The sequence below is a fragment of the Gordonia sp. SMJS1 genome (assembly GCF_029866425.1).
Taxonomy (GTDB): domain Bacteria; phylum Actinomycetota; class Actinomycetes; order Mycobacteriales; family Mycobacteriaceae; genus Gordonia; species Gordonia hongkongensis.
In genome coordinates, this window is the sequence record NZ_CP123381.1 from 516,983 (window position 1) to 538,807 (window position 21,825).

The window sequence follows — 21,825 nt, forward strand, 5'->3', positions numbered from 1 at the left end:
ATCATCAGCGATTCGACGGCTTCCGAGGCCGCGACGCCGCTGTCGGGAAAGCAGCGGGTCCTCGCGCTGCTCCTCGCGATGGCGATGTTCGTTCTCGTCGTGGACACCTCGTTCATGAATGTGTCCATATCGGCGGTGGTCCGTGATCTGGACACGACCGTGAGCGGTGTGCAGTCGGCGATTGCGCTCGAGGCGTTGGTGTCCGCCGCGTTCATCCTGATCGGGGGCAAGGTCGGGGATCTGATCGGTCGCCGGCGGGCCTACGTGATCGGTTTGCTCGCCTATGCCGTGGGCGCGTCGGCCATGGCGCTCGCACAAGGTCTCACGACGATCATCGTCTTCTGGGCGATCGTCGGCGGGATAGGGGCTTCCCTGCTCCTGCCCGCGATGCAGTCGCTGGTACACGGCAACTTTCACGGCGGCGACCAGAAGCGGGTCTACGCCCTCGTGGGCGCCGCCGCCGCGATCGCGGCCGCCGTCGGCCCGCTCCTGGGCGGTTTCATCACCACATACCTGTCCTGGCGGATCGCCTTCGTCGGTGAGGTCGTCATCATCGCGATCGTGTTGTGCGGCATCGGTTTGGTCCGCGACGTCGAGTACACGGGTCCACGGGGAGTCGACCCCGTCGGTGCTCTGCTCTCGGTGCTGGGAATGGGTGGGATCGTGCTGGGGATCCTCGTCTGGCAGGAGGGCGGTGAGGCCGTCGGCATCCTGCTGGTCCTGGGTGCCGCGGGTCTGGGCGGACTGACCTGGTGGCTGACCCGCCGGCGGCGCGCCGGGCGGCCCACGCTATTGGACCCGGACCTGTTTCGCTCCAAGCCGTTCCGCCTGGGCGTCAGCCAGCAGTTGCTGCAGCAGATCGCTCTCGGCGGCATCATGATCTCGCTGCCGATCTATCTGCAGATGGTCCTCGAGTACGACGCCATGGAGGCCGGGTTGTCCCTGGCGCCCCTGTCGCTCAGCATGTTCGCGGTCGCGCTGGTCGCCGGTCGGCGGACACACACCCGGCCCCCGTCGACGTTGGTGCTCATCGGTTTCGGCTTGCTCACGCTCGGGGTCGCGGTTCTGCTCCCGATCGTGCCGCGGGCGGACTTCGGCTGGGGTCTCGTCGTGCCACTCGTCGTGGCGGGTGCCGGCCTGGGGCTGCTCGTCTCGCAGCTGAACGACTACACGCTCGGGCCGATGAGCGACGAGCGTGTGAGCGAGGCGGCCGGAACCAACTCTGCGGCCGGATCATTCGGTCTGTCCTTCGGACTCGCGAGTGCCGGTGCGATCCTGTTGGCCTCGCTCGCCTTCGGATTCGCGCGCGAGGCAGAGTCCAGCGAGGTCCTGGCGCCCGCGGAACAGCAGCGGGTGGCGCAGGTGCTCGACGACGACGCACAGGTCATGAGCAATACACAACTGACCGAGTTGCTGGCCGGGCAGCCCACGGACGTAAGCGACGAGATCATCCGGATCAACACCGAAGTCCGGCCGGTCGCGCTACAGGTGGCGCTGGTGGTCCCACTCGCTGCGGGTGTTCTCGGCACGATCAATTCGCTGCGGATGCGGAGCAGACCCGGTCGTCCGCGATCATGAGTGAGAACGTCGCTCTGCAACGGCGGACCATCGTCCTGCTGTGCACGGCCCAGATCCTGGCCGGCCTGTCGATGGGCGGAGCCCTGGCGCTTGGGGCGATCCTCGGTGAGGAACTGTCGGGAACGGCGTCCCTCGCCGGCATACCGACGACCGTGGTCACGCTGGGGGCCGCGGCCGCCGGTCTCCCGTTGGCGTCCCTGGCCGCCGGACGCGGGCGGCGTCCCGCGTTGACCACGGGCCTGGTGATCGCCGGGGCCGGTTCGCTGGTCGTGGCCGCCGCCGTCGATCGCGGCTGGTTCGCGTTGATGCTCGTCGGGATGGCCGGGGTGGGGTCGGGCACCGCGGTGAGCCTGCAGGCACGTTTCGCGGCAACGGATCTGTCGTCGGCCGGCACTCGTGGCCGCGACCTCTCGCTCGTGGTGTGGACGACGATGGTCGGCGCGGTGATCGGGCCGGCGGTGGTCCCGATCGGCGCCACCGTCGCCGGGTGGTTCGCGATGGCCGATCTGTCGGGTCCGTTCCTCGTGGGTGCGGTCGGGTGCTTCGGGGCGGCGGCCGTGCTGTTCGTCGGCCTCCGCCCCGACCCGCTGGTCGTGGTGACCTGCGAAACGGACGGGGGTCGTGTCAAAGTGTCGCTGGCCGAGGGGCTCTCGGCGATCACGCACTCGCCGCCGGCGCGGGCCGCGATGGCCGCGGTGGTGTCGGCGCACGCGGTCATGGTCGGGGTGATGGCGCTGACGCCGGTCCACATGCATCACGGGGGCGCCTCGGTGACGCTGGTCGGCCTGTCGATCAGCGCGCACATCGCCGGGATGTACGCGCTCGCACCGGTGATGGGCCTGCTCGCCGACCGGACCGGCCGGATCCCGGTGATCCTCGGCGGTCAGGCGACACTCGTCGTCAGCTGCGTCGTCGGATTCGTCGTCGCGGAATCGCAGACGGGTCTCGTCGTCGCGCTGGTCCTGCTCGGCGTGGGATGGTCGGCGTCGACGGTGGCGGCCTCCACGCTCCTCACCGACAGTGTCGACACCGCGCGACGCGCACCGGCGCAGGGGGTTTCGGACACCGCGATGAGTCTGGCCGGCGCGGCCGCGGGCGCGCTCTCCGGACTCGTCGTCGGGGCCTTCGGCTACGGGGTTCTGGTGCTCGGCGCCGCCGTGATCGCGGTGCTCACGGCGGCCTACGTGGTGCTCGACGGTGTCCGCGACCGACGACGGACCGCCATGGCCTAGGGTTCGACACACGGATCGGGGACACTGGGGAGGCCGTCGGATGGCAGCATCGCAACTCGTCGGGCGTACCGGGACGGTGACGATGTCGATACCGGGCGGCGAACTCCTCGGGGAGATCGAACTGCCGTTGGCCGGCGGAACCGAGCGGTTCCTCGCCCGCGCCGCCGCACCGATCGGGCTCGACGCGCCCGTTCTGGTCATCGCCGAACGTTCCGGCCGAGTCGTCGATGTCGAGCCATGGGTACCGGTCCCCGGCACGGCGAACCGAACCATGTGAACAACCGATCGTCGAAAGGTCCCGGATGCGGCAGGATCTGACGTCGACACATATCGCCTGCCGCTCGAGGAGAGACCATGCTCGGCTACTACGTTCCCGAACCCGATGAGGCGATGCTGATCTCCGGCGCCAAGTCCGACTTCGACGATGCGCCGTTCGTGGTCGTCGTCGGGCACGGGAAGTGGGTCATGCCCTTTTTCCGGAAGGTCCGTTTCCTGTCGATGGCGTTGCACGAGGCGACGATCCGCGAGGTCTGTGTGACGACCCAGGGCATCCAACTCAACGTGCGGGCGGTCATCGCCCACAAGGTCGGGAATGACGTGGCGTCGATCGTCAACGCCGGACAGCGCTTCATCTCCGAGCAGGAGAACGAGATGAATCAGCTGACCGGACAGATCTTCTCGGGTCACCTGCGTTCCATCGTGGGCTCGATGACCGTCGAGCAGATCATCCGCGAGCGCGACACCCTGGCTCGTCAGGTGCTCGACGCGTCCAAGCGTGAGATGGGATCGATCGGTCTCGTCGTCGACTCGTTCCAGATCCAGTCGATCGACGACATGGATTCCGGTTACATCAACGCGCTGGCTGCCCCGAACATCGCCAAGGTGCAGCGCGAGGCGGCGGTCGAGCGTGCTCGCGCCGACCAGGAGTCGGCGAAGGCGCAGCAGGAGTCGCTGCGGAACCAGGCCGACTACGAGCGGGAGACTGCGATCAAGCGGGCTGCGATCAAGGCCGAGACCGACAAGGCCAATGCCGAAGCCGCCCAGGCCGGTCCGCTCGCGCAGGCGCGGGTCAACCAAGAGGTCATCCGCGAACAGTCCGTGCTCGCGCAGGCGCAGGCCGAACTCCGTGAACAGGAACTGATCTCCGAAGTGGTGAAACCGGCCGAGGCCGAGGCGCTACGACGACAGATCATCGCCGAGGCGGAGGCCAAGGCGGTCGAGATCCAGTCGGCGGCCGCCGCACAGCACAACCGCATCGCCCTCGATCAGCAGCTCATCGAGGCCCTGCCCACGCTCGTCGGCGAGGTCGCCAAGGGCCTCAGCACCGCGAACCTCACCGTGTACAACGGGGCCGAGGGCGTCAACGAGATCATGACCGGTGTGATCACCCAGGGTGCCGCGCTGCTGCGCAGCCTGCAGGATCAGGTGGCGCCCACGGTGGTGGACGGGTCGGCCGGCGAGCAGTCCGTGAACGGTGCGACGGTCGGCGGGGTCTGACCCGGGGATCGACTCGGCATGGTCGGATCGTCGGGCTTCGCCCGGTTCTCCGCACCGAGTGGATAGGCTCGGGGACCATGGGCTCACCGAACGACGCCGCACCCACGCACCCTGCCTACGGGGTGCTGCGGGAAGTGACCCCCTTCGCGTCGGTCCTGCTGTGCGACAACTCGGGGATGATGGAACTCGACGGCACGAACACCTACGTGCTGCGCGCTCCCGGCAGCGAGGAATGCGTGGTCATCGACCCGGGACCGCCGAAGTACAAACACCACGCCCGGCGCCTCGCCGAATTGCCCGGGGTCGCACTGGTCTTGGTGACCCACCGGCACTTCGACCACACCGGCGGGGTGTCGCGCCTGCACAAGCGCACGGGTGCGCCGGTACGCGCTCGGTTGGAGAAGCACTGCCGCAACGGGGCGCCACTGCGGGATCGTGAGGTGATCGAGGCCGCGGGTCTGCGGATCACGGTGCTGTTCACCCCGGGACATACGGGGGATTCCGTCAGCTTCCTCGTCGAACACGACGGACAACGTGCGGTCCTGACCGGCGACACGATCCTCGGGAGTGGCACGACCGTGCTCGATCCCGCCGACGGCGGGTTGCGCGACTATCTGAACTCGCTGAACCGTCTGATCGTCGAAGGGGAAGGAGCGGCACTGCTCCCGGCGCACGGTCCGGACCATCCCGATCTGGGCCCCGTCGCGCGGTACTACAAGGCGCATCGCGAGGAGCGGATCGACCAGATCGTCGCCGCTCTGGACACGATGGGTGTCTCGGCCCGCGACGCGAAGCCGATGAAGGTGGTGCGCAAGGTGTACTCCGACGTCGACAAGAAGCTGTGGCCCGCCGCGCGGATGTCGGTGAAGGCACAGTTGGAGTATTTGCGCGAAGCCTGACCCTTCGAGGGAAGAGCAAAGCCGCCCGCTCCCGGAGGAGCGAGCGGCTTCGTGGTGAACTCGAGTCAGCGCGCGCGGCGCGCGAGACGCTCCGAGTCGGCGATGAGCACGCTCTTGCCCTCGAGGCGCAGCCATCCGCGCTGGGCGAAGTCGGCGAGCGCCTTGTTGACGGTCTCGCGCGACGCGCCGACGAGCTGGGCGATCTCTTCCTGGGTCAGGTCGTGGGTGACGCGCAGCGCGCCGCCCTCCTGGGTGCCGAAGCGCTGCGCAAGCTGCAGGAGCTGCTTGGCGACGCGACCGGGCACGTCGGTGAAGATGAGGTCGGCGAGGTTGTTGTTGGTGCGGCGCAAGCGGCGTGCCAGCACGCGCAGCAGCTGCTCGGCGATCTCCGGACGGTCCTTGATCCACGCCTTCAGCGCGTCACGGTCCATCGACACCGCGCGGACCTCGGTGACCGTCGTCGCCGACGAGGTACGGGGGCCGGGATCGAAGATGGAGAGTTCGCCGAACATGTCGGACGGGCCCATGATCGTCAGCAGGTTCTCGCGTCCGTCGGGCGAGCGTCGGCCGACCTTCACCTTGCCGGACATGATGATGTAGAGCCGATCGCCGGGCTCGCCTTCGTGGAAGATCACGTGTCCGCGAGGGAAGTCGACGGGCTGAAGCTGCTTGGTCAGCGCCGCGACGGCGGAGGGCTCGACGCCCTGGAATATGCCCGCCCGCGCCAGTACTTCTTCCACCTAGGGAACCTTTCTCGAATCTCTCTACAGCCCGCGTCAGATCGCGCCGTTGGCTACGCTACCCCGCGCACAAGCATATGTGTTGGATGGGTCACTGGAAGCTCATTGCGGGTGTGTCCGATTGGCGGAGTGTCGACGCGGTGGTCGGGCGGTACGGAAGCGGGGGCGGCGACGGCCGGTCAGCTGGCCCGCTGCGGCGATTCGGTGTGGCCGGACACCGCTGATTCGTGACGGGTGACCCGTCGGTCGCGGAGTTCGTCGAGCGCGGCCGGCATGCCCTCGCGGGCGAGGGTCTGGACGTTCTGGGCGTCGGCCGAGTCGAGGAAGTCCTCCACCTCATCGCGTGAGACCGCCGAGCGGTCGATCCGGGACTGGACCTTGTCCATGCCCATGGCGAACAACATGAGTACAGCCGGGAACAGCAGCGCCGCGAGACCGTGCATGGGGACAAGTAAACACAATCGACCCGCCCGGAACCGCATCGAGAGGGCCGCCGTCATTGACTTGTTACCTGACCGTAGGTTGCGCGTGAGCACGCCGATGTGGCCGTGACCAGCCCTTCTCCCAGGGCGAACACGCGGTTCTGACCTGCGGTGATGTTCCATTCAGGGGGTGTGTGAGAGTGCTTCGCCCCGTGTCGGGGGCCAGCGGAATCGGGCTTCGCCGTGCGCATCGCTAACCTGAATCAGGTGAGCGCACGCAAGTCTGCGGCCGCGGGACCGACCCCGGCACGCAAGCAGGAGACCCATCTCGGATTGGTCCGGCGCGCTCGGCGGATGAATCGGACCCTCCAGGTCGCCTTCCCGCACGTGTACTGCGAACTCGACTTCACCGACCCGCTCGAGCTCTCGGTGGCGACGATCCTGTCGGCGCAGTGCACCGATGTGCGTGTGAACATGACCACCCCCGCGCTGTTCGCCAGGTATCGGACGGCCGCGGACTATGCCGGGGCGGACCGCACCGAGCTCGAGGAGATGATCCGTCCCACCGGCTTCTATCGGAACAAGGCGAACTCGATCATCGGACTCGGGCAGGCGCTCGTCGAGCGGTTCGACGGGGAGGTCCCGGACAATCTGAAGGATCTGGTGTCGCTGCCCGGGTTCGGGCGCAAGACCGCGAACGTGGTGCTGGGCAACGCGTTCGGTGTGCCCGGCATCACCGTCGACACCCACTTCGGCCGCCTGGTCCGGCGCTGGCAGTGGACCGAGGAGACCGATTCGGTGAAGGTCGAGCACGCGGTCGGCGAGCTGATCGAGCGGCGGGAGTGGACGGACCTGTCGCACCGGGTGATCTTCCACGGCCGACGGGTGTGTCATGCGCGCAAGCCGGCGTGTGGGGTGTGCGTCCTCGCCAAGGACTGTCCGTCGGTGGGCACCGGACCGATGGACAAGACCGAGGCCGCGGCCCTGGTGAAGGGGCCGGAGACCGAGCATCTCCTCGCGCTGGCCGGGATCGCGGCCCCGTGAGCGAACCAAGCGGCCCGGCGTCGCCCCGGGGTTCTCGTTTCCCGCCCGCCGCGCGATGGACCGTGGTCTTCGTGGTCGTGATGATCGCGCTGATCGTGGCGATCTGGCCGCGCGGGGACGATCCGTCGCCGATGTCGAGCGCACCGCCCTCGTCGAGTGGAGTCCGCCCGATCGATGCGCCGGTGGACGAGGCGCGTCTGGCGGAGGCGCGCAGCACCGCCGACCTGCCGGACTGCCCGGTCACCGGACTGCCGGAGTCGCCGGACTCCGTCCTCGACGGCGTCGTCGAACCCTGCTTGAGTACCGGAGCGCCCTACGACCTCGGTGCCTCGACGGCCGGCCGGCCGCTCGTCATCAACGTCTGGGCGCAGTGGTGCGGTCCGTGCAAGACCGAGCTGCCCTACTTCGAGGAGTTCGCCGCGCGGGCCGGCGACCGGGTCACCGTGCTGGCCCTGCACGCCAAGGAAGGCGGTAGCAACCCGTTCTTCCCGCTGACGCTGCTCACCGAGATCGGAGTCCGCTTGCCGTCCGTGCTCGACCTCGACGGAAAGGTGGCCGCGGCCATCAACGCGCCCAGGGTGTTCCCCTCGACCGTCTTTCTTCGACCCGACGGCACGGTTGCCGAGGTCTATCCCGGTGTCTTCGACAGTCCGGAGGAGATCGCCGATTCGGTGGCCGAGCATCTGGGCGTGCGGATATGAGCGGGCGTTCGCGCGCCGATGCGGGACCGCTGGTCCCGAGGGACGAGATCCCGCCGTGGCTGCGGGCGTTGACCGACGATGTCAGCGCCGTCAGGAAAAGCGTCGACAACCGCGGCGGGGATCGATCGCGCTGGGCGTCGATGTTGCCGACCAACTCCCGGTCGGCGGCCGTTCTGATCCTGTTCTCGGGTTCGTGGGAGTCGGCCGACGATCATCCCGGCGGGGTGCCGGCCGACGCCGAGGTCCTGCTGACCGAGCGCGCTCCCACACTTCGCCAGCACAGCGGGCAGGTCGCGTTCCCCGGGGGCGCGGCCGATCCCGGCGACGACTTCCCGGTGGGCACCGCGCTGCGCGAGGCGGCGGAGGAGACCGGCCTCGACGCATCCGGGGTGACGATCCTCGCGACCCTGCCGAGCTTTCCCGTCGGGGTCTCGGGCTTCGACGTCGTCCCGGTGATCGGTTACTGGCACCGCCCGAGCGAGGTGCGCGTCGTCGACCAGGGCGAGACCGCGCGCGTGGACCGGATCAAACTGCGCGAGTTGCTGAACCCGGACAACCGGTTCCAGGTCCGCCGCAAGGCGGTCGGCATCGTCTACAAGGGGCCCGCGTTCTTCGTCGAACAGCTGCTCGTCTGGGGATTCACGGGTGGGCTCATCGCCGCCATCAGCGAGGTGTCCGGCTGGGACCGTCCGTGGGACTCCGCCGACGTTCGTTCGTTGGAGAAGATGATCGAGCTCGCCGGGAGCCGGCAGGAATCCGGGTTCGCGGAGCTGCACCCGGACGACCGCGACGTGGTCGACGCCGGTAACGCCGAGCCCGGAGGTACCCGATGACCGGCTCGACGTGGGTCGACATCATCGTGATCGGCATAGCCCTGCTCGCGGCGGCCAGCGGGTACCGGTCGGGTGCGGTCGCCTCGGCCCTGGCGTTCATCGGAGTCGCACTCGGCGCCGTAGCCGGTCTGCTGCTCGCGCCCCGCCTGATCGAGCAGTTCGACGATCTGCAGGTGCGGGTGCTCGCCGGGATTCTGGTGCTGGTCGTGCTCGTGGTCGTCGGCGAGGTGGCCGGCATGGTTCTGGGACGTGCGGCTCGCGGTGGCATCCGGTCGCCCGGGCTGCGCGCCGTCGACAGCGGAGTCGGCTCGCTCCTACAGGTGGTCGCGGTGTTGCTGGCCGCGGGCCTGCTGGCGATCCCGCTGCGCGAGTCCGCCGACCCGGCGATCGCCGGGGCGGTTCGGGACTCGAAGGTGCTCACCGGGGTCGACGCGGTGTCGCCGCAGTGGGTCGACGACATCCCGGACGACTTCAAGGCGCTCCTGGACAGTTCGGGACTCCCGAAGCTCCCGTTCGTCAGCACCCCGTCGACGAACGTCGACCCTCCCGATCAGGCGCTGGCCGAACTGCCGGTGGTGACGCAGGCGCGTCCCAGCGTGGTGAAGATCGAAGGCGTGGCACCGAGCTGCCGGCAGGCTCTCGAGGGGAGCGGGTTCGTCGTCTCTCCGGAGCGCGTCATGACGAACGCGCACGTGGTCGCGGGCACCGAACGGCTGGAGGTCCAGACCTCGACGGGGGCGCAGCTCCCGGCGCGCGTCGTGCTCTTCGACAGCGAGAACGACATCGCGGTTCTCGACGTCCCGGGCCTCCGGGCGCCGGCCCTGCGGTTCGCCTCACGCCCCGCGTCGACCGGGGACGACGCCATCGCACTCGGTTTCCCCGAGGCCGGACCGTTCTACGTGAGCCCGCTGCGGGTGCGTGCGGTCTTCGCCCACACCGGTGACGACATCTACCGGACCGGGCAGGTGACCCGTGAGGTCTACGCCGTCCGTGGTCTGATCCGGCAGGGCAATTCGGGTGGACCGCTGCTGAATTCGGACGGCGAGGTGCTCGGTGTGGTCTTCGGTGCGGCCGAGAATGCCGCCGACGAGACCGGTTTCGTGCTCACCGCCCGTCAGGTGCGCTCCGACTTCGACGAATCCGAGCGACGAAGCGAGCGGGTGAGTACGCAACGTTGCGTCCTCGCCTGACCTTGCGGGCCGATCGGCGCGCGCCGTCGGCCGTGGGTGCGGGTTCGTGGCGTAGGAACTCGAGGATGTGCTCGGTCACCGCGGCCGGTTGTTCTTGATGGACGAAGTGGCCGCTGCCCTCGACCTGCCGATACGTCTGGTGCGCGGCCCATCGGTGACTGTCGGCCATCGCGTCGTCGAGGATGTACGGGTCGTCGCGGCCCCGCAGGGCCAGCACGGGGAGATGCAGCCGCTGGTCCATCAGTTCCATGAAGCGGGCGCCGTCGGGTCGGAACTGCGAACGGAACGCCCAGCGCCGGTACTCCAGGCTGCAGTGCGCGACGTTGGGGATCAGCATGGCCGACCGGTTGAGTTCGACGGTGTGCGCGTAGTCGGGTTCACCGCGCCATGGAGCCGACGACCGTTCCGCGAAGTAGTCGGACACGAAGGCCGCGTCGTCGCGGGTGACCTGCCGTTCACCGAGGCGGGGGATCTGGTTGCGCAGGAACAGAGGTAGGAACTGTGTGCGTTGTGCCTTGTCGCGCAACACGCGTCGACGCAGGGCGCGGGGGTGCGGGGACGCGATGACGACGATCCGATCGACGACGCGTGGGTGCAGCGTGGCGGTCGCCCAGCAGACCAGGCCGCCGTCGGAGTGTCCGATCAGGGTGGCCCGGGTGTGTCCGAGCGCGCGGACGAGGCCGTTGGTGTCGCCGGCCAGGGTCCAGCCGTCGTAGCCGCGCGGCGGTTTGTCGGTGTCGCCGTAGCCGCGGAGGTCGACGGCGACGGCGCGGAAGCCGGCGTCGGTGAGCGCGGTCAGCTGATGTCGCCAGCTCCACCAGAACTCCCCGAAACCGTGCAGCAGCAGTACCAGCGGGCGGTCATCGGCGGGAACGCCGGCGGGCTGGACGGCGTGGAAACGGACTCCGTTGGCGCGGACGTCGAGATGCTCCCAATCACCCGGGAGACGAACGGTCGAGGGGTCGGGCTCCTCGCTCACGGATCACCCTTCGCGGGCGGGCGGGATTCTCGGGTGCGTGGTGGTGTCGTGCGCCGCGGCCCGGTGGGGCAGGACGGTCGGCAGCTCGTTGACCGTCTCGATCGTCTTCGCGGGTCCGCGCACGCGTTTGAAGAACAGGTATCCGACGAACGCGGCGATCAGCGTGACCGCCACCAGGATGAGGAACACGATGAGGAACGCCAGCCAGCGCCAGACCCACTCGTCGAGCAGTTCGGCGAGGAAGAAAAAGAAGAAGAAGCTCGCGTAGAGCGCCATCACACCGGCGACGATGAGCAGCCCGGTGCCCGCGCCGGCCTTCTTGGCCTCGGTGACCAGCTCGGCCTTGGCGAGCGCGACCTCAGATCGGAACAGGGTGGAGACACTGGCGGTCGCGTCCTTGACCAGGCTTCCGATCGTCGGCTCGCCGTTGCGGCCGGCGTTGGCGTCGGAGAGCGGGATCGACGGGACGGAGTCCCGGCCCGCGTCGGGCAGGCCGTGCTCGTTGGGGCTCACAGAATCCTCCGTTGTTCGGCTGATGGCCATATGTTGCCATGCGCGGGCGGTCCGGGTGGCGAGCCACCCGTCGAATGGGGTGGCGAGCCACCCGTCGAATGGGGTGGCGAGCCACCCGTCGAATGGAGTGGCGCGAAGACGGGCAGGGCCTGCCGACCTCAGGTCGGCAGGCCCTGGAGAACTCGAACGGCCTCAGGCCTTCTTCGCGCGGATCGCTTCGAAGACCGAGGGGTCGACGAGGGTGGAGGTGTCGCCGAGTTCGCGGCCTTCGGCGACGTCCTTGAGCAGGCGGCGCATGATCTTGCCCGAGCGTGTCTTGGGCAGTTCGGGGACGACGTTGATCTCGCGGGGTTTGGCGATCGGCGAGATCTCCACCGACACCTGCTGGCGCAGTTCGGCGATCAGCTGGTCGCCGGTGTTCTCCACGCCCTCGCGCAGGATGACGAAGGCGACGATGCCCTGGCCGGTGGTCTCGTCGGCGGCGCCGATGACCGCGGCTTCGGCGACTCCGGAGTGCCCGACGAGCGCGGACTCGACCTCGGCGGTGGAGATGCGGTGGCCGGAGACGTTCATGACGTCGTCGACGCGTCCGAGGACCCAGAGTGCGTGGTCCTCGTCGTAGCGGGCGCCGTCGCCGGCGAAGTACCAGCCCTGCTCGGCGAAACGTGACCAGTACGTGTCGCGGAAACGCTCGTCGTCGCCCCAGATCCCGCGCAGCATCGACGGCCACGGCTGGTCGAGCACGAGGTAGCCCTGCTCACCGGCGCCGACCGGGTTGCCCTGGTCGTCGACGATGTTGGCGCTGATACCGGGCAGGGGCTTCATCGCCGATCCCGGCTTGGTCGCGGTCACGCCGGGCAGCGGCGAGATCATGATGGCGCCGGTCTCGGTCTGCCACCAGGTGTCGACGATGGGCGCGGAGTTGCCGCCGATGACCTCGCGGTACCACTTCCAGGCCTCGGGGTTGATCGGTTCGCCGACGCTGCCGAGCAGCCGGATGCTGGACAGGTCGTGGGCGTCGGGAATCTCCCGTCCCCACTTCATGAAGGTGCGGATCAGGGTCGGCGCGATGTAGTAGATGGTGACGCCGTACTTCTGGATGATCTCGAAGTGGCGGTGTTCGTTGGGGGAGTTGGGGGTTCCCTCGTAGACGACCTCGGTCGCGCCGTTGGAGAGCGGACCGTAGACGAGGTAGGAGTGGCCGGTCACCCAGCCGATGTCGGCGCCACACCAGAAGACATCGCGGCCTTCTTTGTGGTCGAAGACGTAGTGGAACGTGTAGCTGACCTGGGTGAGGTAACCGCCGGAGGAGTGGACGATGCCCTTGGGCTTGCCGGTGGTGCCCGAGGTGTAGAGCAGGAAGAGTGGGTGTTCGGCATCGAAGGCCTCGGCGTCGTGGGTGTCCGACTGTTCGTCGACGGTGTCTTCCCACCACACGTCGCGGCCTTCGACCCAGTTCAGGTCGGGGTCGTGGTTGGTACGACGCACGACGAGGACCTTCTCCACGGATTCCGCCGCGTCGTCGCCGGTGCCGAGCGCCTCGTCGACCTGGGTCTTCAACGGCGCCGGCTGGCCACGGCGGTACTGCCCGTCGGTGGTGATGACGAGCTTGGCCTCGGCGTCGTCGACGCGGGAGCGCAGCGCTCCGGAGGAGAAGCCGGCGAAGACCACGGAGTGGGTGAGGCCGAGGCGGGCGCAGGCGAGCATCGAGATCAGGGCCTCGGGGACCATCGGCATGTAGATGGCGACACGATCACCGGCGACCAGCCCGATGGACGAGAAGTAATTGGCGGCCTTGCTGACCTCGGCGAGCAGCTGGCTGTAGGTGAGGTCGCGGGTGTCGCCGGGTTCACCGACCCAGTGGATGGCGACCCGATCGCCCTTGCCTGCGGCGACGTGCCGATCCACGCAGTTGACCGCGACGTTGAGCTTGCCACCGACGAACCACTTGGCGAACGGGGCGTCGGACCAGTCGAGGGTGGTGGTGAATTCGGTGGCCCAGTCCAGCCGCCGGGCCTGCTCGGCCCAGAACTCGAGGCGATCGGCATCGGCCTGGTCATACATCTCGGCGGTGCCGTTGGCCTGGGCGACGAACTCGTCGGAGGGAGGAAATGCCTGGACGGTGGAGGACATCGGTGACAAGGGCCTTTCGCTGTCGACGGCGGTCACCCAACAGTAGGGTGACCTGGCGTCAGAACGGGCAATCAGTGTGAGCGTAGTCACGTCGCGGTCTAGGCTGGAACCGTCCGGTATGTGAGCGCGGCCGATTGGCGACGAACGGCGGGTAAGCGGCGACGAGCGGTCGCGATGGTCTCTGGACCGCACCGACGTCGGGAGCGATGCGCTTCGGTCAGTCAACTGACGAACGTCACGGACAATTACAGGTGCGGAATTTCTGAAACGGTGACTAACAATGGATCATCGGTATCTATTCGGTTGTCGCCGCGGGTGTTCGAATCGGTAGCCCTGATCGACCGAACCGAGGGCGACCTGGTGAGCGGTCCGCGGCCGCAACTATCGTCGGTTCGTGACCACCGACCCACTGTTGCCCCTGCTGGAGCTGCCCGGCGTCGCCGCCGCCGCCGATCGAGCACGGGATGCCCTGTCCGCAGTGCACCGGCACCCCGCCAACCTGCGGGGATGGGACAAGACCGCCACCGAGGCGTCGTGGCGGGCGGGCCGGTCCTCGGCCGCGATCGACGGCGGAAGTGTCGAGCTCCGACGCGATGGCGACTTCGACGACCCGATCCTCGCCGGCGCGATGCGGGTGTCGCAGGCCCTCGACGGCGATTCTCTGCTCACACTCACCTCGGTGATCCGCCGAGCACCCGCACAGGCGCTGGCGAGGTTGCACACCCTCGCCGCCGCCGACCTCGTCGACGACCCGGAAGATCTCGGGCGGCCCCGAAGTGGGACGGATGTCGCCGAACGTCTCAACTTGTTGGGGCAGTTGACAACCGGCGCCACCTCGGTCCCGGCGCCGGTGCTCGTGGCGGTGGTGCACGGCGAGCTGCTGGCGGTGAACGCCTTCCCCGCTGCCAACGGTGTCGTCGCCCGTGCCGCGTCCCGGCTCGTCGGCGCCGCGACCGGGCTGGACCCGCACTGCCTCGGCGTGCCGGAGGTGACCTGGTTCAAGCGGGTAGGCGAGTACCGCACGTTGGCGACGAACTTCGGGGCGGGTACCGAGTCGGGCCTGCGGGACTGGATCATCTTCTGCTGCGAGGCTCTGGAAGCCGGTGCGGCCGAGGCGAAGTCGATTGCGGACGCGGCCCGGTCGGGTTAGTCTCGCGAGGTCTCGAACCCGGCCCGGACAGCACTGCGGGCGGCCGCCGGCGTCGTAAACGACGCGGTTGCCGCCCGCGTAGCACGGACTCAAGTTACCAAGCGTGCTTGGTGGGTTGTGGTCACCGCCTCGGCGATTGATCGCGAGTCGGGATTACTGACCGTCCACGTGCTGCCAGCTGTGGGCCATTCCTCTCGGGCCTGGCGCCTCACGAGAGGAAGGCGGTGGCGCATCGAGTGGTGGCGGTCGGTCGTCCTGACTGTGATGTCGCAGGCGCACAACACTTTTGCCATATGCGGCGTGCTCCGCGTGGGTGCTTGCCGCCCGTGCTGGGAAGTGCTCGGCGTGGGGGTCCGTTCCTTCTCTTCCGGATCGAACTTGGCCTTCCGAGATTCCGTAACCACTGTTCTACACCGTGACGCCGATCACATCAAGCGTTCGGCGTCGGAATGTTGAACAACTTGCGGATGGCGACGAATAACTCTGTGACGCAGCATCTTCGACGGAATTTGCCGGCGGTTCGGGGGTGGTGGGTGTCCGGTCAGGGCATTCGGCGGCCTCGAGCGGGAACGTTGCAAAGACGTTGCGCGATTCGCGGACCTGAATCGCGATTCCCGAATAGGCGCCCGGAACGGGCGTCGCATTCGATCTCCTGGTTACTCCGCAGTAGAACGGACATTAGTGAATAGGATTGTTGTGCTTGCAAATAATCCAAACCCGTGTGTATAGTCATCGGTACCCGGTTCTCATACCGGTGCGTTTCAGCCCGACCCCCCGGGGCTGAAACGTGACGACCCCGGCCTCCTCCCCCCCTGGCCGGGGTTGTCCTCTGTCTGGGGTCTGTTGTATCCCGAGACCCCGCCGGTTGCGCGAGTTTGTCCACAGCCTTCGTCGCCATCCCCAACCGCCCGCGATCCCGCCCGTCGGAACGCTCATCTGCCGGATGATCGGCCGCATGCCCGATGAACTCCTGGTTCTCGTAGACCCCGACCTCCACGACGACGTCGCACGCTGCGCCGCCGCAGCCGGATACCACGTGCTCAGCGCGCCGGCGGACGACTGCCGTCGCGAATGGCTGACCGCCCGGGCCGTCGCGGCCGACCCGTCCGCGATCGCCGTTCTCGCCCGGGTGCGCCCACCTCGGCGACCCGGTCTCGTACTGGTGAGTGCGACCGAACCGGGAGCACACATCTGGCGGATGGCGATGGAACTGGGTATCGAGGACGCGTCGACGCTCCCGGCCGACGAAGGACGCCTCGTCCGGGTACTGACGGAGTGCCGGGTGCCCAGACGCCGACCTGCGGGGGTCGTGGCGCTCATCGGTGCTCACGGTGGTGCCGGGGCGTCGACCCTGGCCGCGGCGGTTGCGCTGACGTCGGCAGGTGCCGAGTCGCCCACGCTTCTGCTCGACCTCGACGACATGGGCGCCGGAGCCGATCTCCTGCTGGGCATCGAGCGCCGCCGCGGGCTGCGGTGGCAGGATCTCTCGCTCGACGGCGGCGTCGTCGGCGGTACGGCGCTCCACCAGGCGCTGCCGAACGCGGGCGAGGGCCTGGCGGTGTTGACCTCACAACGCCTGCCGAGCGCCGGGTTGAGTGTCGACGCGGTCACCGCGGTCATCGACGCCGGGCACACTCATGGTGATCTCGTCGTGCTCGACCTGCCCAGGTCCGACGCGCCGGTGGTGCGCGCCGCGATCGCGTCGTCCGATGTCGTGGTGGTGGTGACCACACTCACCGTCGGCGGATGCGCCGCGGCTCGACGCATCGTCGACCGTGTCGTCGGTGACGAGGTGGCCGTCGAGCTGGTGGTGCGCGGCCCGTCGCCCGGCGGGTTGCGTCCGCAACAGGTCGCGGATGCCATCGGACTCCCACTGCTCGCCGCCTATCGGCCGGAGCCCCGTCTCGCGGGGCGGCTGGAGGGTGGTCCGTTGCGGTTGCGGCCTCGCAGTCCGCTCGGACGCGCGGCGCACACCGTGCACGCCAGGGTCGCCGAGCGCCGCCAGCGTGCGTCGTGACCCAGGCGCGAATCGACGGACCGGCCGACGAGGCGCTGTTGGACCGGGTTCGCTCGCGACTGGCCGCCGACGCGGCCGACCCGAGTCCGGCCGTCATCGCCGACGCGATCCGGGCAGAGGCCGGGGGAGTGCTGGGTGACACCGACCTGCTCGCCGCCCTCCGTTTCCTGCAGACCGAGCTGACCGGGGCGGGCAAGCTCGAGCAACTCCTCGCCGAACCCGACATCGCCGACATCCTGGTCGCCGGTCCCGACGAGGTCTGGGTCGACCGCGGCTCCGGACTCGAGCAGACGACGATCCGCTTCCCGGACGAGGCGTCGGTACGCCGCCTCGCGGGGCGGCTGGCCCTGGGCGCCGGGCGGCGGCTCGACGACGCCCAGCCCTGGGTCGACGGGCAGCTGTCGAACGTCGGTCGGCGCGGCTACACCGTGCGGCTGCACGCGATCATCCCACCGCTTGCCGCGGACGGGACATGTATCTCCTTGCGGGTCCTGCGTTCGGCGTCCAAGGATCTGCCCAGCCTCGTCGAGAGCGGCGCGATCCCGTCCGAGGTGGTGCCGATCATCGAGGACATCCTCCGGAACCGCCTGGCATTCCTGGTGATCGGCGGTACCGGGACCGGCAAGACGACCCTGCTCAACGCATTGATCGGAGCGATGGATCCGCGCGAGCGGGTCGTCTGCGTCGAAGATGCGCTCGAACTGGCCCCGCGCCATCCGCAGGTGGTGAGGTTGGTCGCGCGCGCGTCGAATGTCGAAGGCGTGGGCGAGGTGCCGGTGCGGACCCTGGTCCGTCAGGCACTTCGGATGAGACCCGACCGGATCATCGTCGGAGAGGTTCGCGGCGGTGAGGTCATCGACCTCCTCACCGCGCTGAACACCGGGCACGACGGGAGTGCCGGCACGGTCCACGCGAACTCGACGTCGGAGGTGCCGGCGCGGATGGAGGCCCTCGCCGCCCTCGGAGGCATGGCCCGCGACGCTCTTCACAGTCAGCTGGGTGCCGCACTGCAGGTGGTGCTAGGCGTGGCGCGCAACGCGGGCGGGACCCGCGGACTCGCCGAGATCGGGGTCGTCCGGCGTGACGACGCCGGACGCGTGACGATCGTGCCGATCTGGTTGCGGAACAGCGGTTTCACGGCGGAGCGCGATCACTTCGACCGGTTGGTCGCCGGGCGTGGGCCGGTGTCGGGGGACCGACGATGATGTCGACGCCGGTCGCCGCCGCGCTGGTCCTGGGAGCCGTCGGAATCGCGGTGCCGCTGTCGGCCGCGCCGCGAGCGAGAAGCCGACTCCAGACGGTGTCCGAACAACCCCGCCCCGCCCGGAGATCGGCACCGGCCGTGCTGATCCCGATGACGGTCCCGTTCGGGGCGCTCCTGGTCGGCGGGTTGCCGGCCGCCGTCGCTGCCGCGATCGTCGTGACGGTCGTGCTGTGGGTACGTCGGCGGCGGTCGGCGGAGAAGCGCCTCGACCGCCAGTCGGATGACTTGCTCCTGGGGCTGTCGCTGATGATCGCCGAACTGTCGGTGGGTGCGCCACCGGTCCGGGCCTGTGAGGTCGCGGTCGCCGAACTCCGTCGTCGCGAGCCCCATGACCCGGCCACCGGAGCGGAGATCGCGAACGGGTTGGAGTCGATGGCGTTCCGGGCCGCCCTGGGCGGGTCGGTGATCGACCCGGTGTCCGGGGCCGGCCTGGCGGGCAGGGTCTCGGGCGAGGCGTCCTGGCGTCGTATCGGCGTGGCCTGGCAGATCGCCGAGGACCGCGGCCTGCCGATGGTCGACCTGCTCGGTGCGGTGCGTTCGGATCTTCAGGCGCGGCGTGGCTTCGCGGATCGGACGCGAGCCGGACTGTCGGGACCGCGGGCGACGGCAGCGGTCCTCGCCGGTCTGCCATTACTCGGGATCGCCCTGGGTCAGGCGACCGGTGCGGGTCCGATCCAGGTCCTCCTCGGCGGTGGCCTGGGAGGGATCCTGCTGGTGGTCGGGTGTGCTCTGGTCGCGGCGGGGATCGGCTGGTCCGAGCGCATCACCGGCAAGGTGCTGGCACGTTGATGTCCGGCGGCCTCACCGGTACAGCGTGTTCGGCGGTGCTGCTCGCGGCCGCGCTGTGGATCTGGCCCGCGCCGCGCTGGCTGCTCTATCGGGTGACCGATCCGCCGCCGCCCGATCGCACGCCGCGGTGGCTCGGTGCCGGCCCTTCCGCCGACGACCCGTTCGCGGTCGCGGCGGCCTTCGATCTGTTCGCGGTGTGCCTACGCGCCGGTCTGCCGGTGGGGACCGCGGCCTCGGTGGTCGCCGAACGCGCGCCGGCGTCGATGGCGGCGCCCCTCGCTCATGTCGCCGACCTGCTGCAGCTGGGCGCCGATCCGGACGCGGCATGGTCGGCCCTGCTCGACGGACCGGACGGCGAGACGTCGGACGACCATCTCGATGCACTCGCCGCGATGGCGCGCCGGTCGGCGCGGGCCGGCTCGTCGCTGGCCGGCGGCCTCGCCGAACTCGCCGACGATGTTCGACGCCGGGCGCACGACGACGCACTCGCCGCCGCCGAACGGGCCGGTGTCGCGATCAGCGGCCCGCTCGGACTGTGCTTCCTGCCCGCGTTCATCTGTCTCGGGATCGTCCCGGTCGTCGTCGGGCTCGCCTCGTCGGTTCTGGGTTCGATCTGACGTGCTTGTCGGTGCGACGACGCAGAATGTTCTCCATGACCGACTCCGGGCACCGACACCATGCCATCGACTACATCGAACTCACCGTCACCGACTCGGCCGCGGCGCAGGCGTTCTACGCGGCTGCGTTCGGCTGGCAGTTCAACGACTACGGTCCCGTATACGCGGGAATCGCGAATCCGGGCGGCCCGGACCTGCCCGAGGTCGGGGGTCTCGCGACGAGCGAGGTCGCGGCCGTACGCGGTGGTCCCCTTGTGCTGCTCTACTCCGACGATCTCGACGCCTCAGTGGAGCGGGTGCGCGCGGCGGGTGGCGAGATCGTGAACGGCCCCTACGCTTTTCCCGGTGGTCGTAGGTTCCACTTCACGGATCCGAGCGGCAACGAACTCGGGGTGTGGTCGACCTCTTAGCCGGGAATCGTCGGGGTTTGCGCCGGAACGGCAGGGTCGGCAAATCCGAGGGATCCGAACGGCGACGCGCTGCGTCCAAGTACGTGCAACACCGTTCACTCGGTTCCATCGACTCCCAGGAGAGACCATGTCACGCACCATGTTCCGGACCCACGACGCCACCCAGGCCGCGGCGCCGCACGATCGAAGCGATGTGATCGGACGTCTAGGCGCGCACATGACGCGCCTGATGACCGACGAGGAAGGCATGTCCACGGCGGAGTACGCGATCGGCACCATCGCCGCGGCGGCGTTCGGGGCGATCCTCTACACGGTGGTGACCGAAAGTCAAGATACACTGTCTTCATGCCGGAGCGAACCGCGGTCGTCTACTGCCGCATATCCCAAGACCGAACAGGTCAGCGTGCAGGCGTGGAACGACAGCGAGCCGATTGTGAACGACTGGCAAAGTCCCTGGGCTGGTCCGTGTCCCACGTGTTCATCGACAATGATGTTTCCGCGTTCAGTCGCAGACCCCGACCCGAGTACAGACGACTGTTGGACATGCTTCGGGACGGGGGAGTGGGCGGTCTAATCGCCTGGCACACCGACCGTTTGTACCGCTCCATCCCTGACTTGTCCGAGCTCGTCGAAATCTGCGACGACCGAGAAATCGAGATCCGGACATGTAAGGCCGGCGAAGTGGACCTGTCGACGCCCAGCGGCCGTCTCTCTGCAACCATGTTCGCGAGCATCGCCCGGTACGAGGTCGAACGCTCTGCCGAGCGGTTGAAGTCCGCGAAAGACCAGCAAGCCCGCGAGGGTAAGTTCCGCGGTGGTCCAAGGCCGTTCGGCTACCGTGACGGCGGACTAGAGCTCGACGAGACCGAAGCGACGAGGCTTCGCGAAGCTGCCGACCACCTCTTGTCGGGCGGTTCGCTGATGGCGGTAACACGGCGATGGAACGCAGAAGGATTCACTACCGCTCGCGGTTCCAAGTGGACCGTGACGGCACTGCGAAAGGTTCTCACCCGAGGACGGAACGCCGGCCTGGTTGAGCAGCAAGGCAAGGTTGTCGGTCCCGCTCTGTGGCCGGCAATCTTCGACGAGGACACCCTGCACGCGATTCGCGCAGTTGTATCCGACCCGACGAGACGCACCTCAACCTCCTACGAGAAGAAACACCAGGGTGCCGGTGTCTATCGTTGCGGCAAGTGTGGTGCGCCGATGAAAACCATCAAGGCGCACGGCGGCGGCCGGGATTACCGATGTGCGGAGCAGCTGCACCTGTCGCAGAAGCAGGACCCGCTCGACGAGTTCGTGAGTGCGCTTGTGGTCGGCCGACTTTCACAGCCTGACGCCGTTGCGATGTTCACGAAAGAACCGGACCGGGAGTTGGTCCCCACCCTTTCTCGTACCCGCGAGGGAATCCAGGCGCGCAAGGATGAGCTAGCCGCACTGTTCGCGGCCGGGACAATTGACGGCTCGCAGCTGAAGCGGGGCAGCGGGGACCTGCAGGCGAAGCTCGACGTGGTCGACGCCGAGTTGGCCGCTGCACGGCAACGGTCCCCGGTCGCGGACCTCGCGCTTGCTCCCGACGTGGCGGACCGCTGGTCGGCACTGACCGCAGACGTGCGCGGAAAGGTCATTGACGCGCTGATGACCGTGACGGTTCTGCCCGTTGGTCCCGGAGCGAAACGGCGCGGATTCCATGTAAGTGAACGAGTCCGAGTGGAGTGGAAATGAGTCGACGTAGGCGAGCGCGCCCGAAGTCATCTATCCCAGGGAAGCTCGAGATCAAGATGGTCTGCACAGACCGTGGACATCACCCTGCCGTC

21 protein-coding genes and 1 pseudogene are annotated in these 21,825 nt (G+C 68.6%); 17 read left to right on the forward strand and 5 right to left on the reverse strand.

The features are described from left to right. The first annotated feature begins 78 nt into the window (after window positions 1-78). The 5 genes from QAD21_RS02340 to QAD21_RS02360 all read left to right on the forward strand — a co-directional run bounded on the left by QAD21_RS02340 (window position 79) and on the right by QAD21_RS02360 (window position 5,206). On the forward strand, window positions 79-1,578 hold the full coding sequence (locus QAD21_RS02340; protein WP_311199281.1) for an MFS transporter: 1,500 nt from the start codon (window positions 79-81) through the stop codon (window positions 1,576-1,578). After that, window positions 1,575-2,810 (forward strand): MFS transporter, encoded by a 1,236-nt coding sequence (locus tag QAD21_RS02345; protein ID WP_247451102.1) that lies wholly within the window; start codon window positions 1,575-1,577, stop codon window positions 2,808-2,810. Before QAD21_RS02340 ends, QAD21_RS02345 begins: the two co-directional genes overlap by 4 nt. 40 nt (window positions 2,811-2,850) lie before the next feature. Then, window positions 2,851-3,087: a hypothetical protein gene (locus tag QAD21_RS02350; RefSeq protein ID WP_058251086.1), complete on the forward strand. Its 237-nt coding sequence runs from the start codon at window positions 2,851-2,853 to the stop codon at window positions 3,085-3,087. A gap of 77 nt (window positions 3,088-3,164) precedes the next feature. Then, on the forward strand, window positions 3,165-4,307 hold the full coding sequence (locus QAD21_RS02355) for a flotillin family protein (RefSeq protein WP_058251087.1): 1,143 nt from the start codon (window positions 3,165-3,167) through the stop codon (window positions 4,305-4,307). Window positions 4,308-4,384: 77 nt separating this feature from the next. After that, window positions 4,385-5,206 carry an MBL fold metallo-hydrolase gene (locus QAD21_RS02360; RefSeq protein WP_277244110.1) on the forward strand — a complete coding sequence of 274 codons (822 nt, stop codon included), beginning with the start codon at window positions 4,385-4,387 and terminating at the stop codon, window positions 5,204-5,206. Between the two features lie 65 nt (window positions 5,207-5,271). Here QAD21_RS02360 and QAD21_RS02365 read toward each other — a convergent pair whose 3' ends face one another. After that, entirely contained in the window at window positions 5,272-5,946 is a 675-nt protein-coding gene (locus tag QAD21_RS02365; protein WP_004022089.1) for a Crp/Fnr family transcriptional regulator, read from the reverse strand. Between the two features lie 179 nt (window positions 5,947-6,125). Continuing rightward, entirely contained in the window at window positions 6,126-6,389 is a 264-nt protein-coding gene (locus tag QAD21_RS02370; protein ID WP_058251089.1) for a hypothetical protein, read from the reverse strand. Window positions 6,390-6,722: 333 nt separating this feature from the next. Between QAD21_RS02370 and nth the strand changes: the two genes are divergently transcribed. The 4 genes from nth to QAD21_RS02390 are packed head-to-tail and all read left to right on the forward strand — an operon-like array spanning window position 6,723 to window position 10,136. Then, window positions 6,723-7,412, forward strand: coding sequence for an endonuclease III (gene nth, locus QAD21_RS02375; protein WP_249356304.1), 690 nt, complete (start codon window positions 6,723-6,725; stop codon window positions 7,410-7,412). Next, window positions 7,409-8,113 carry a TlpA disulfide reductase family protein gene (locus QAD21_RS02380; protein ID WP_065630680.1) on the forward strand — a complete coding sequence of 235 codons (705 nt, stop codon included), beginning with the start codon at window positions 7,409-7,411 and terminating at the stop codon, window positions 8,111-8,113. Before nth ends, QAD21_RS02380 begins: the two co-directional genes overlap by 4 nt. After that, complete coding sequence (locus QAD21_RS02385; RefSeq protein WP_137808648.1) at window positions 8,110-8,946, forward strand: CoA pyrophosphatase; 837 nt, start codon at window positions 8,110-8,112, stop codon at window positions 8,944-8,946. Before QAD21_RS02380 ends, QAD21_RS02385 begins: the two co-directional genes overlap by 4 nt. Continuing rightward, window positions 8,943-10,136 carry a MarP family serine protease gene (locus tag QAD21_RS02390; protein WP_065630682.1) on the forward strand — a complete coding sequence of 398 codons (1,194 nt, stop codon included), beginning with the start codon at window positions 8,943-8,945 and terminating at the stop codon, window positions 10,134-10,136. The genes QAD21_RS02385 and QAD21_RS02390 overlap by 4 nt, the downstream gene beginning before the upstream one ends. Here the strand turns inward: QAD21_RS02390 and QAD21_RS02395 are convergent. The 3 genes from QAD21_RS02395 to acs all read right to left on the reverse strand — a co-directional run bounded on the left by QAD21_RS02395 (window position 10,051) and on the right by acs (window position 13,761). Continuing rightward, window positions 10,051-11,115 (reverse strand): alpha/beta hydrolase, encoded by a 1,065-nt coding sequence (locus QAD21_RS02395; RefSeq protein ID WP_137808647.1) that lies wholly within the window; start codon window positions 11,113-11,115, stop codon window positions 10,051-10,053. The two genes, QAD21_RS02390 and QAD21_RS02395, sit on opposite strands and share 86 nt — an antisense overlap. Before the next feature lie 3 nt (window positions 11,116-11,118). Continuing rightward, on the reverse strand, window positions 11,119-11,628 hold the full coding sequence (locus QAD21_RS02400; RefSeq protein WP_165630700.1) for a phage holin family protein: 510 nt from the start codon (window positions 11,626-11,628) through the stop codon (window positions 11,119-11,121). A gap of 192 nt (window positions 11,629-11,820) precedes the next feature. Beyond that, on the reverse strand, window positions 11,821-13,761 hold the full coding sequence (acs, locus tag QAD21_RS02405) for an acetate--CoA ligase (RefSeq protein ID WP_068970209.1): 1,941 nt from the start codon (window positions 13,759-13,761) through the stop codon (window positions 11,821-11,823). A 394-nt stretch (window positions 13,762-14,155) separates the two neighbouring features. Between acs and QAD21_RS02410 the strand changes: the two genes are divergently transcribed. From QAD21_RS02410 to QAD21_RS02445, 8 genes and pseudogenes are all read left to right on the forward strand, one after another. Continuing rightward, window positions 14,156-14,911, forward strand: a complete 756-nt coding sequence (locus QAD21_RS02410) for an oxidoreductase (RefSeq protein ID WP_165630699.1) — start codon at window positions 14,156-14,158, stop codon at window positions 14,909-14,911. Between the two features lie 955 nt (window positions 14,912-15,866). Next, the gene (ssd, locus tag QAD21_RS02415; RefSeq protein WP_065630697.1) at window positions 15,867-16,928 is read left to right on the forward strand and encodes a septum site-determining protein Ssd; all 1,062 of its coding nucleotides are present in this window, start codon (window positions 15,867-15,869) and stop codon (window positions 16,926-16,928) included. After that, entirely contained in the window at window positions 16,925-18,133 is a 1,209-nt protein-coding gene (locus tag QAD21_RS02420) for a TadA family conjugal transfer-associated ATPase (protein ID WP_159369934.1), read from the forward strand. The genes ssd and QAD21_RS02420 overlap by 4 nt, the downstream gene beginning before the upstream one ends. Beyond that, the gene (locus tag QAD21_RS02425) at window positions 18,130-18,981 is read left to right on the forward strand and encodes a type II secretion system protein F (RefSeq protein WP_165630698.1); all 852 of its coding nucleotides are present in this window, start codon (window positions 18,130-18,132) and stop codon (window positions 18,979-18,981) included. The genes QAD21_RS02420 and QAD21_RS02425 overlap by 4 nt, the downstream gene beginning before the upstream one ends. Then, complete coding sequence (locus QAD21_RS02430) at window positions 18,981-19,598, forward strand: type II secretion system F family protein (RefSeq protein WP_159371800.1); 618 nt, start codon at window positions 18,981-18,983, stop codon at window positions 19,596-19,598. The genes QAD21_RS02425 and QAD21_RS02430 overlap by 1 nt, the downstream gene beginning before the upstream one ends. A 35-nt stretch (window positions 19,599-19,633) precedes the next feature. Then, window positions 19,634-20,008 carry a VOC family protein gene (locus QAD21_RS02435; protein WP_165630696.1) on the forward strand — a complete coding sequence of 125 codons (375 nt, stop codon included), beginning with the start codon at window positions 19,634-19,636 and terminating at the stop codon, window positions 20,006-20,008. A gap of 139 nt (window positions 20,009-20,147) precedes the next feature. Then, window positions 20,148-20,330: pseudogene (locus tag QAD21_RS02440) on the forward strand (DUF4244 domain-containing protein); the annotation flags it as partial. A gap of 23 nt (window positions 20,331-20,353) precedes the next feature. Beyond that, entirely contained in the window at window positions 20,354-21,733 is a 1,380-nt protein-coding gene (locus QAD21_RS02445) for a recombinase family protein (protein ID WP_280360463.1), read from the forward strand. Window positions 21,734-21,825: the final 92 nt, after the last annotated feature.

Excerpts from the sequence above, each read along its gene's own strand:
- QAD21_RS02340 (WP_311199281.1), top strand. The coding sequence starts at position 79 with ATGGCGATGTTCGTTCTCGTCGTGGACACCTCGTTCATGAATGTGTCC.
- QAD21_RS02425 (WP_165630698.1), top strand. The coding sequence starts at position 18,130 with ATGATGTCGACGCCGGTCGCCGCCGCGCTGGTCCTGGGAGCCGTCGGA.
- QAD21_RS02430 (WP_159371800.1), top strand. The coding sequence starts at position 18,981 with ATGTCCGGCGGCCTCACCGGTACAGCGTGTTCGGCGGTGCTGCTCGCG.
- QAD21_RS02345 (WP_247451102.1), top strand. The coding sequence starts at position 1,575 with ATGAGTGAGAACGTCGCTCTGCAACGGCGGACCATCGTCCTGCTGTGC.
- QAD21_RS02355 (WP_058251087.1), top strand. The coding sequence starts at position 3,165 with ATGCTCGGCTACTACGTTCCCGAACCCGATGAGGCGATGCTGATCTCC.
- ssd (WP_065630697.1), top strand. The coding sequence starts at position 15,867 with ATGCCCGATGAACTCCTGGTTCTCGTAGACCCCGACCTCCACGACGAC.
- QAD21_RS02390 (WP_065630682.1), top strand. The coding sequence starts at position 8,943 with ATGACCGGCTCGACGTGGGTCGACATCATCGTGATCGGCATAGCCCTG.
- acs (WP_068970209.1), bottom strand. The coding sequence starts at position 13,761 with ATGTCCTCCACCGTCCAGGCATTTCCTCCCTCCGACGAGTTCGTCGCC.
- QAD21_RS02385 (WP_137808648.1), top strand. The coding sequence starts at position 8,110 with ATGAGCGGGCGTTCGCGCGCCGATGCGGGACCGCTGGTCCCGAGGGAC.
- QAD21_RS02370 (WP_058251089.1), bottom strand. The coding sequence starts at position 6,389 with ATGCACGGTCTCGCGGCGCTGCTGTTCCCGGCTGTACTCATGTTGTTC.
- QAD21_RS02435 (WP_165630696.1), top strand. The coding sequence starts at position 19,634 with ATGACCGACTCCGGGCACCGACACCATGCCATCGACTACATCGAACTC.
- nth (WP_249356304.1), top strand. The coding sequence starts at position 6,723 with ATGAATCGGACCCTCCAGGTCGCCTTCCCGCACGTGTACTGCGAACTC.
- QAD21_RS02360 (WP_277244110.1), top strand. The coding sequence starts at position 4,385 with ATGGGCTCACCGAACGACGCCGCACCCACGCACCCTGCCTACGGGGTG.
- QAD21_RS02445 (WP_280360463.1), top strand. The coding sequence starts at position 20,354 with ATGCCGGAGCGAACCGCGGTCGTCTACTGCCGCATATCCCAAGACCGA.
- QAD21_RS02350 (WP_058251086.1), top strand. The coding sequence starts at position 2,851 with ATGGCAGCATCGCAACTCGTCGGGCGTACCGGGACGGTGACGATGTCG.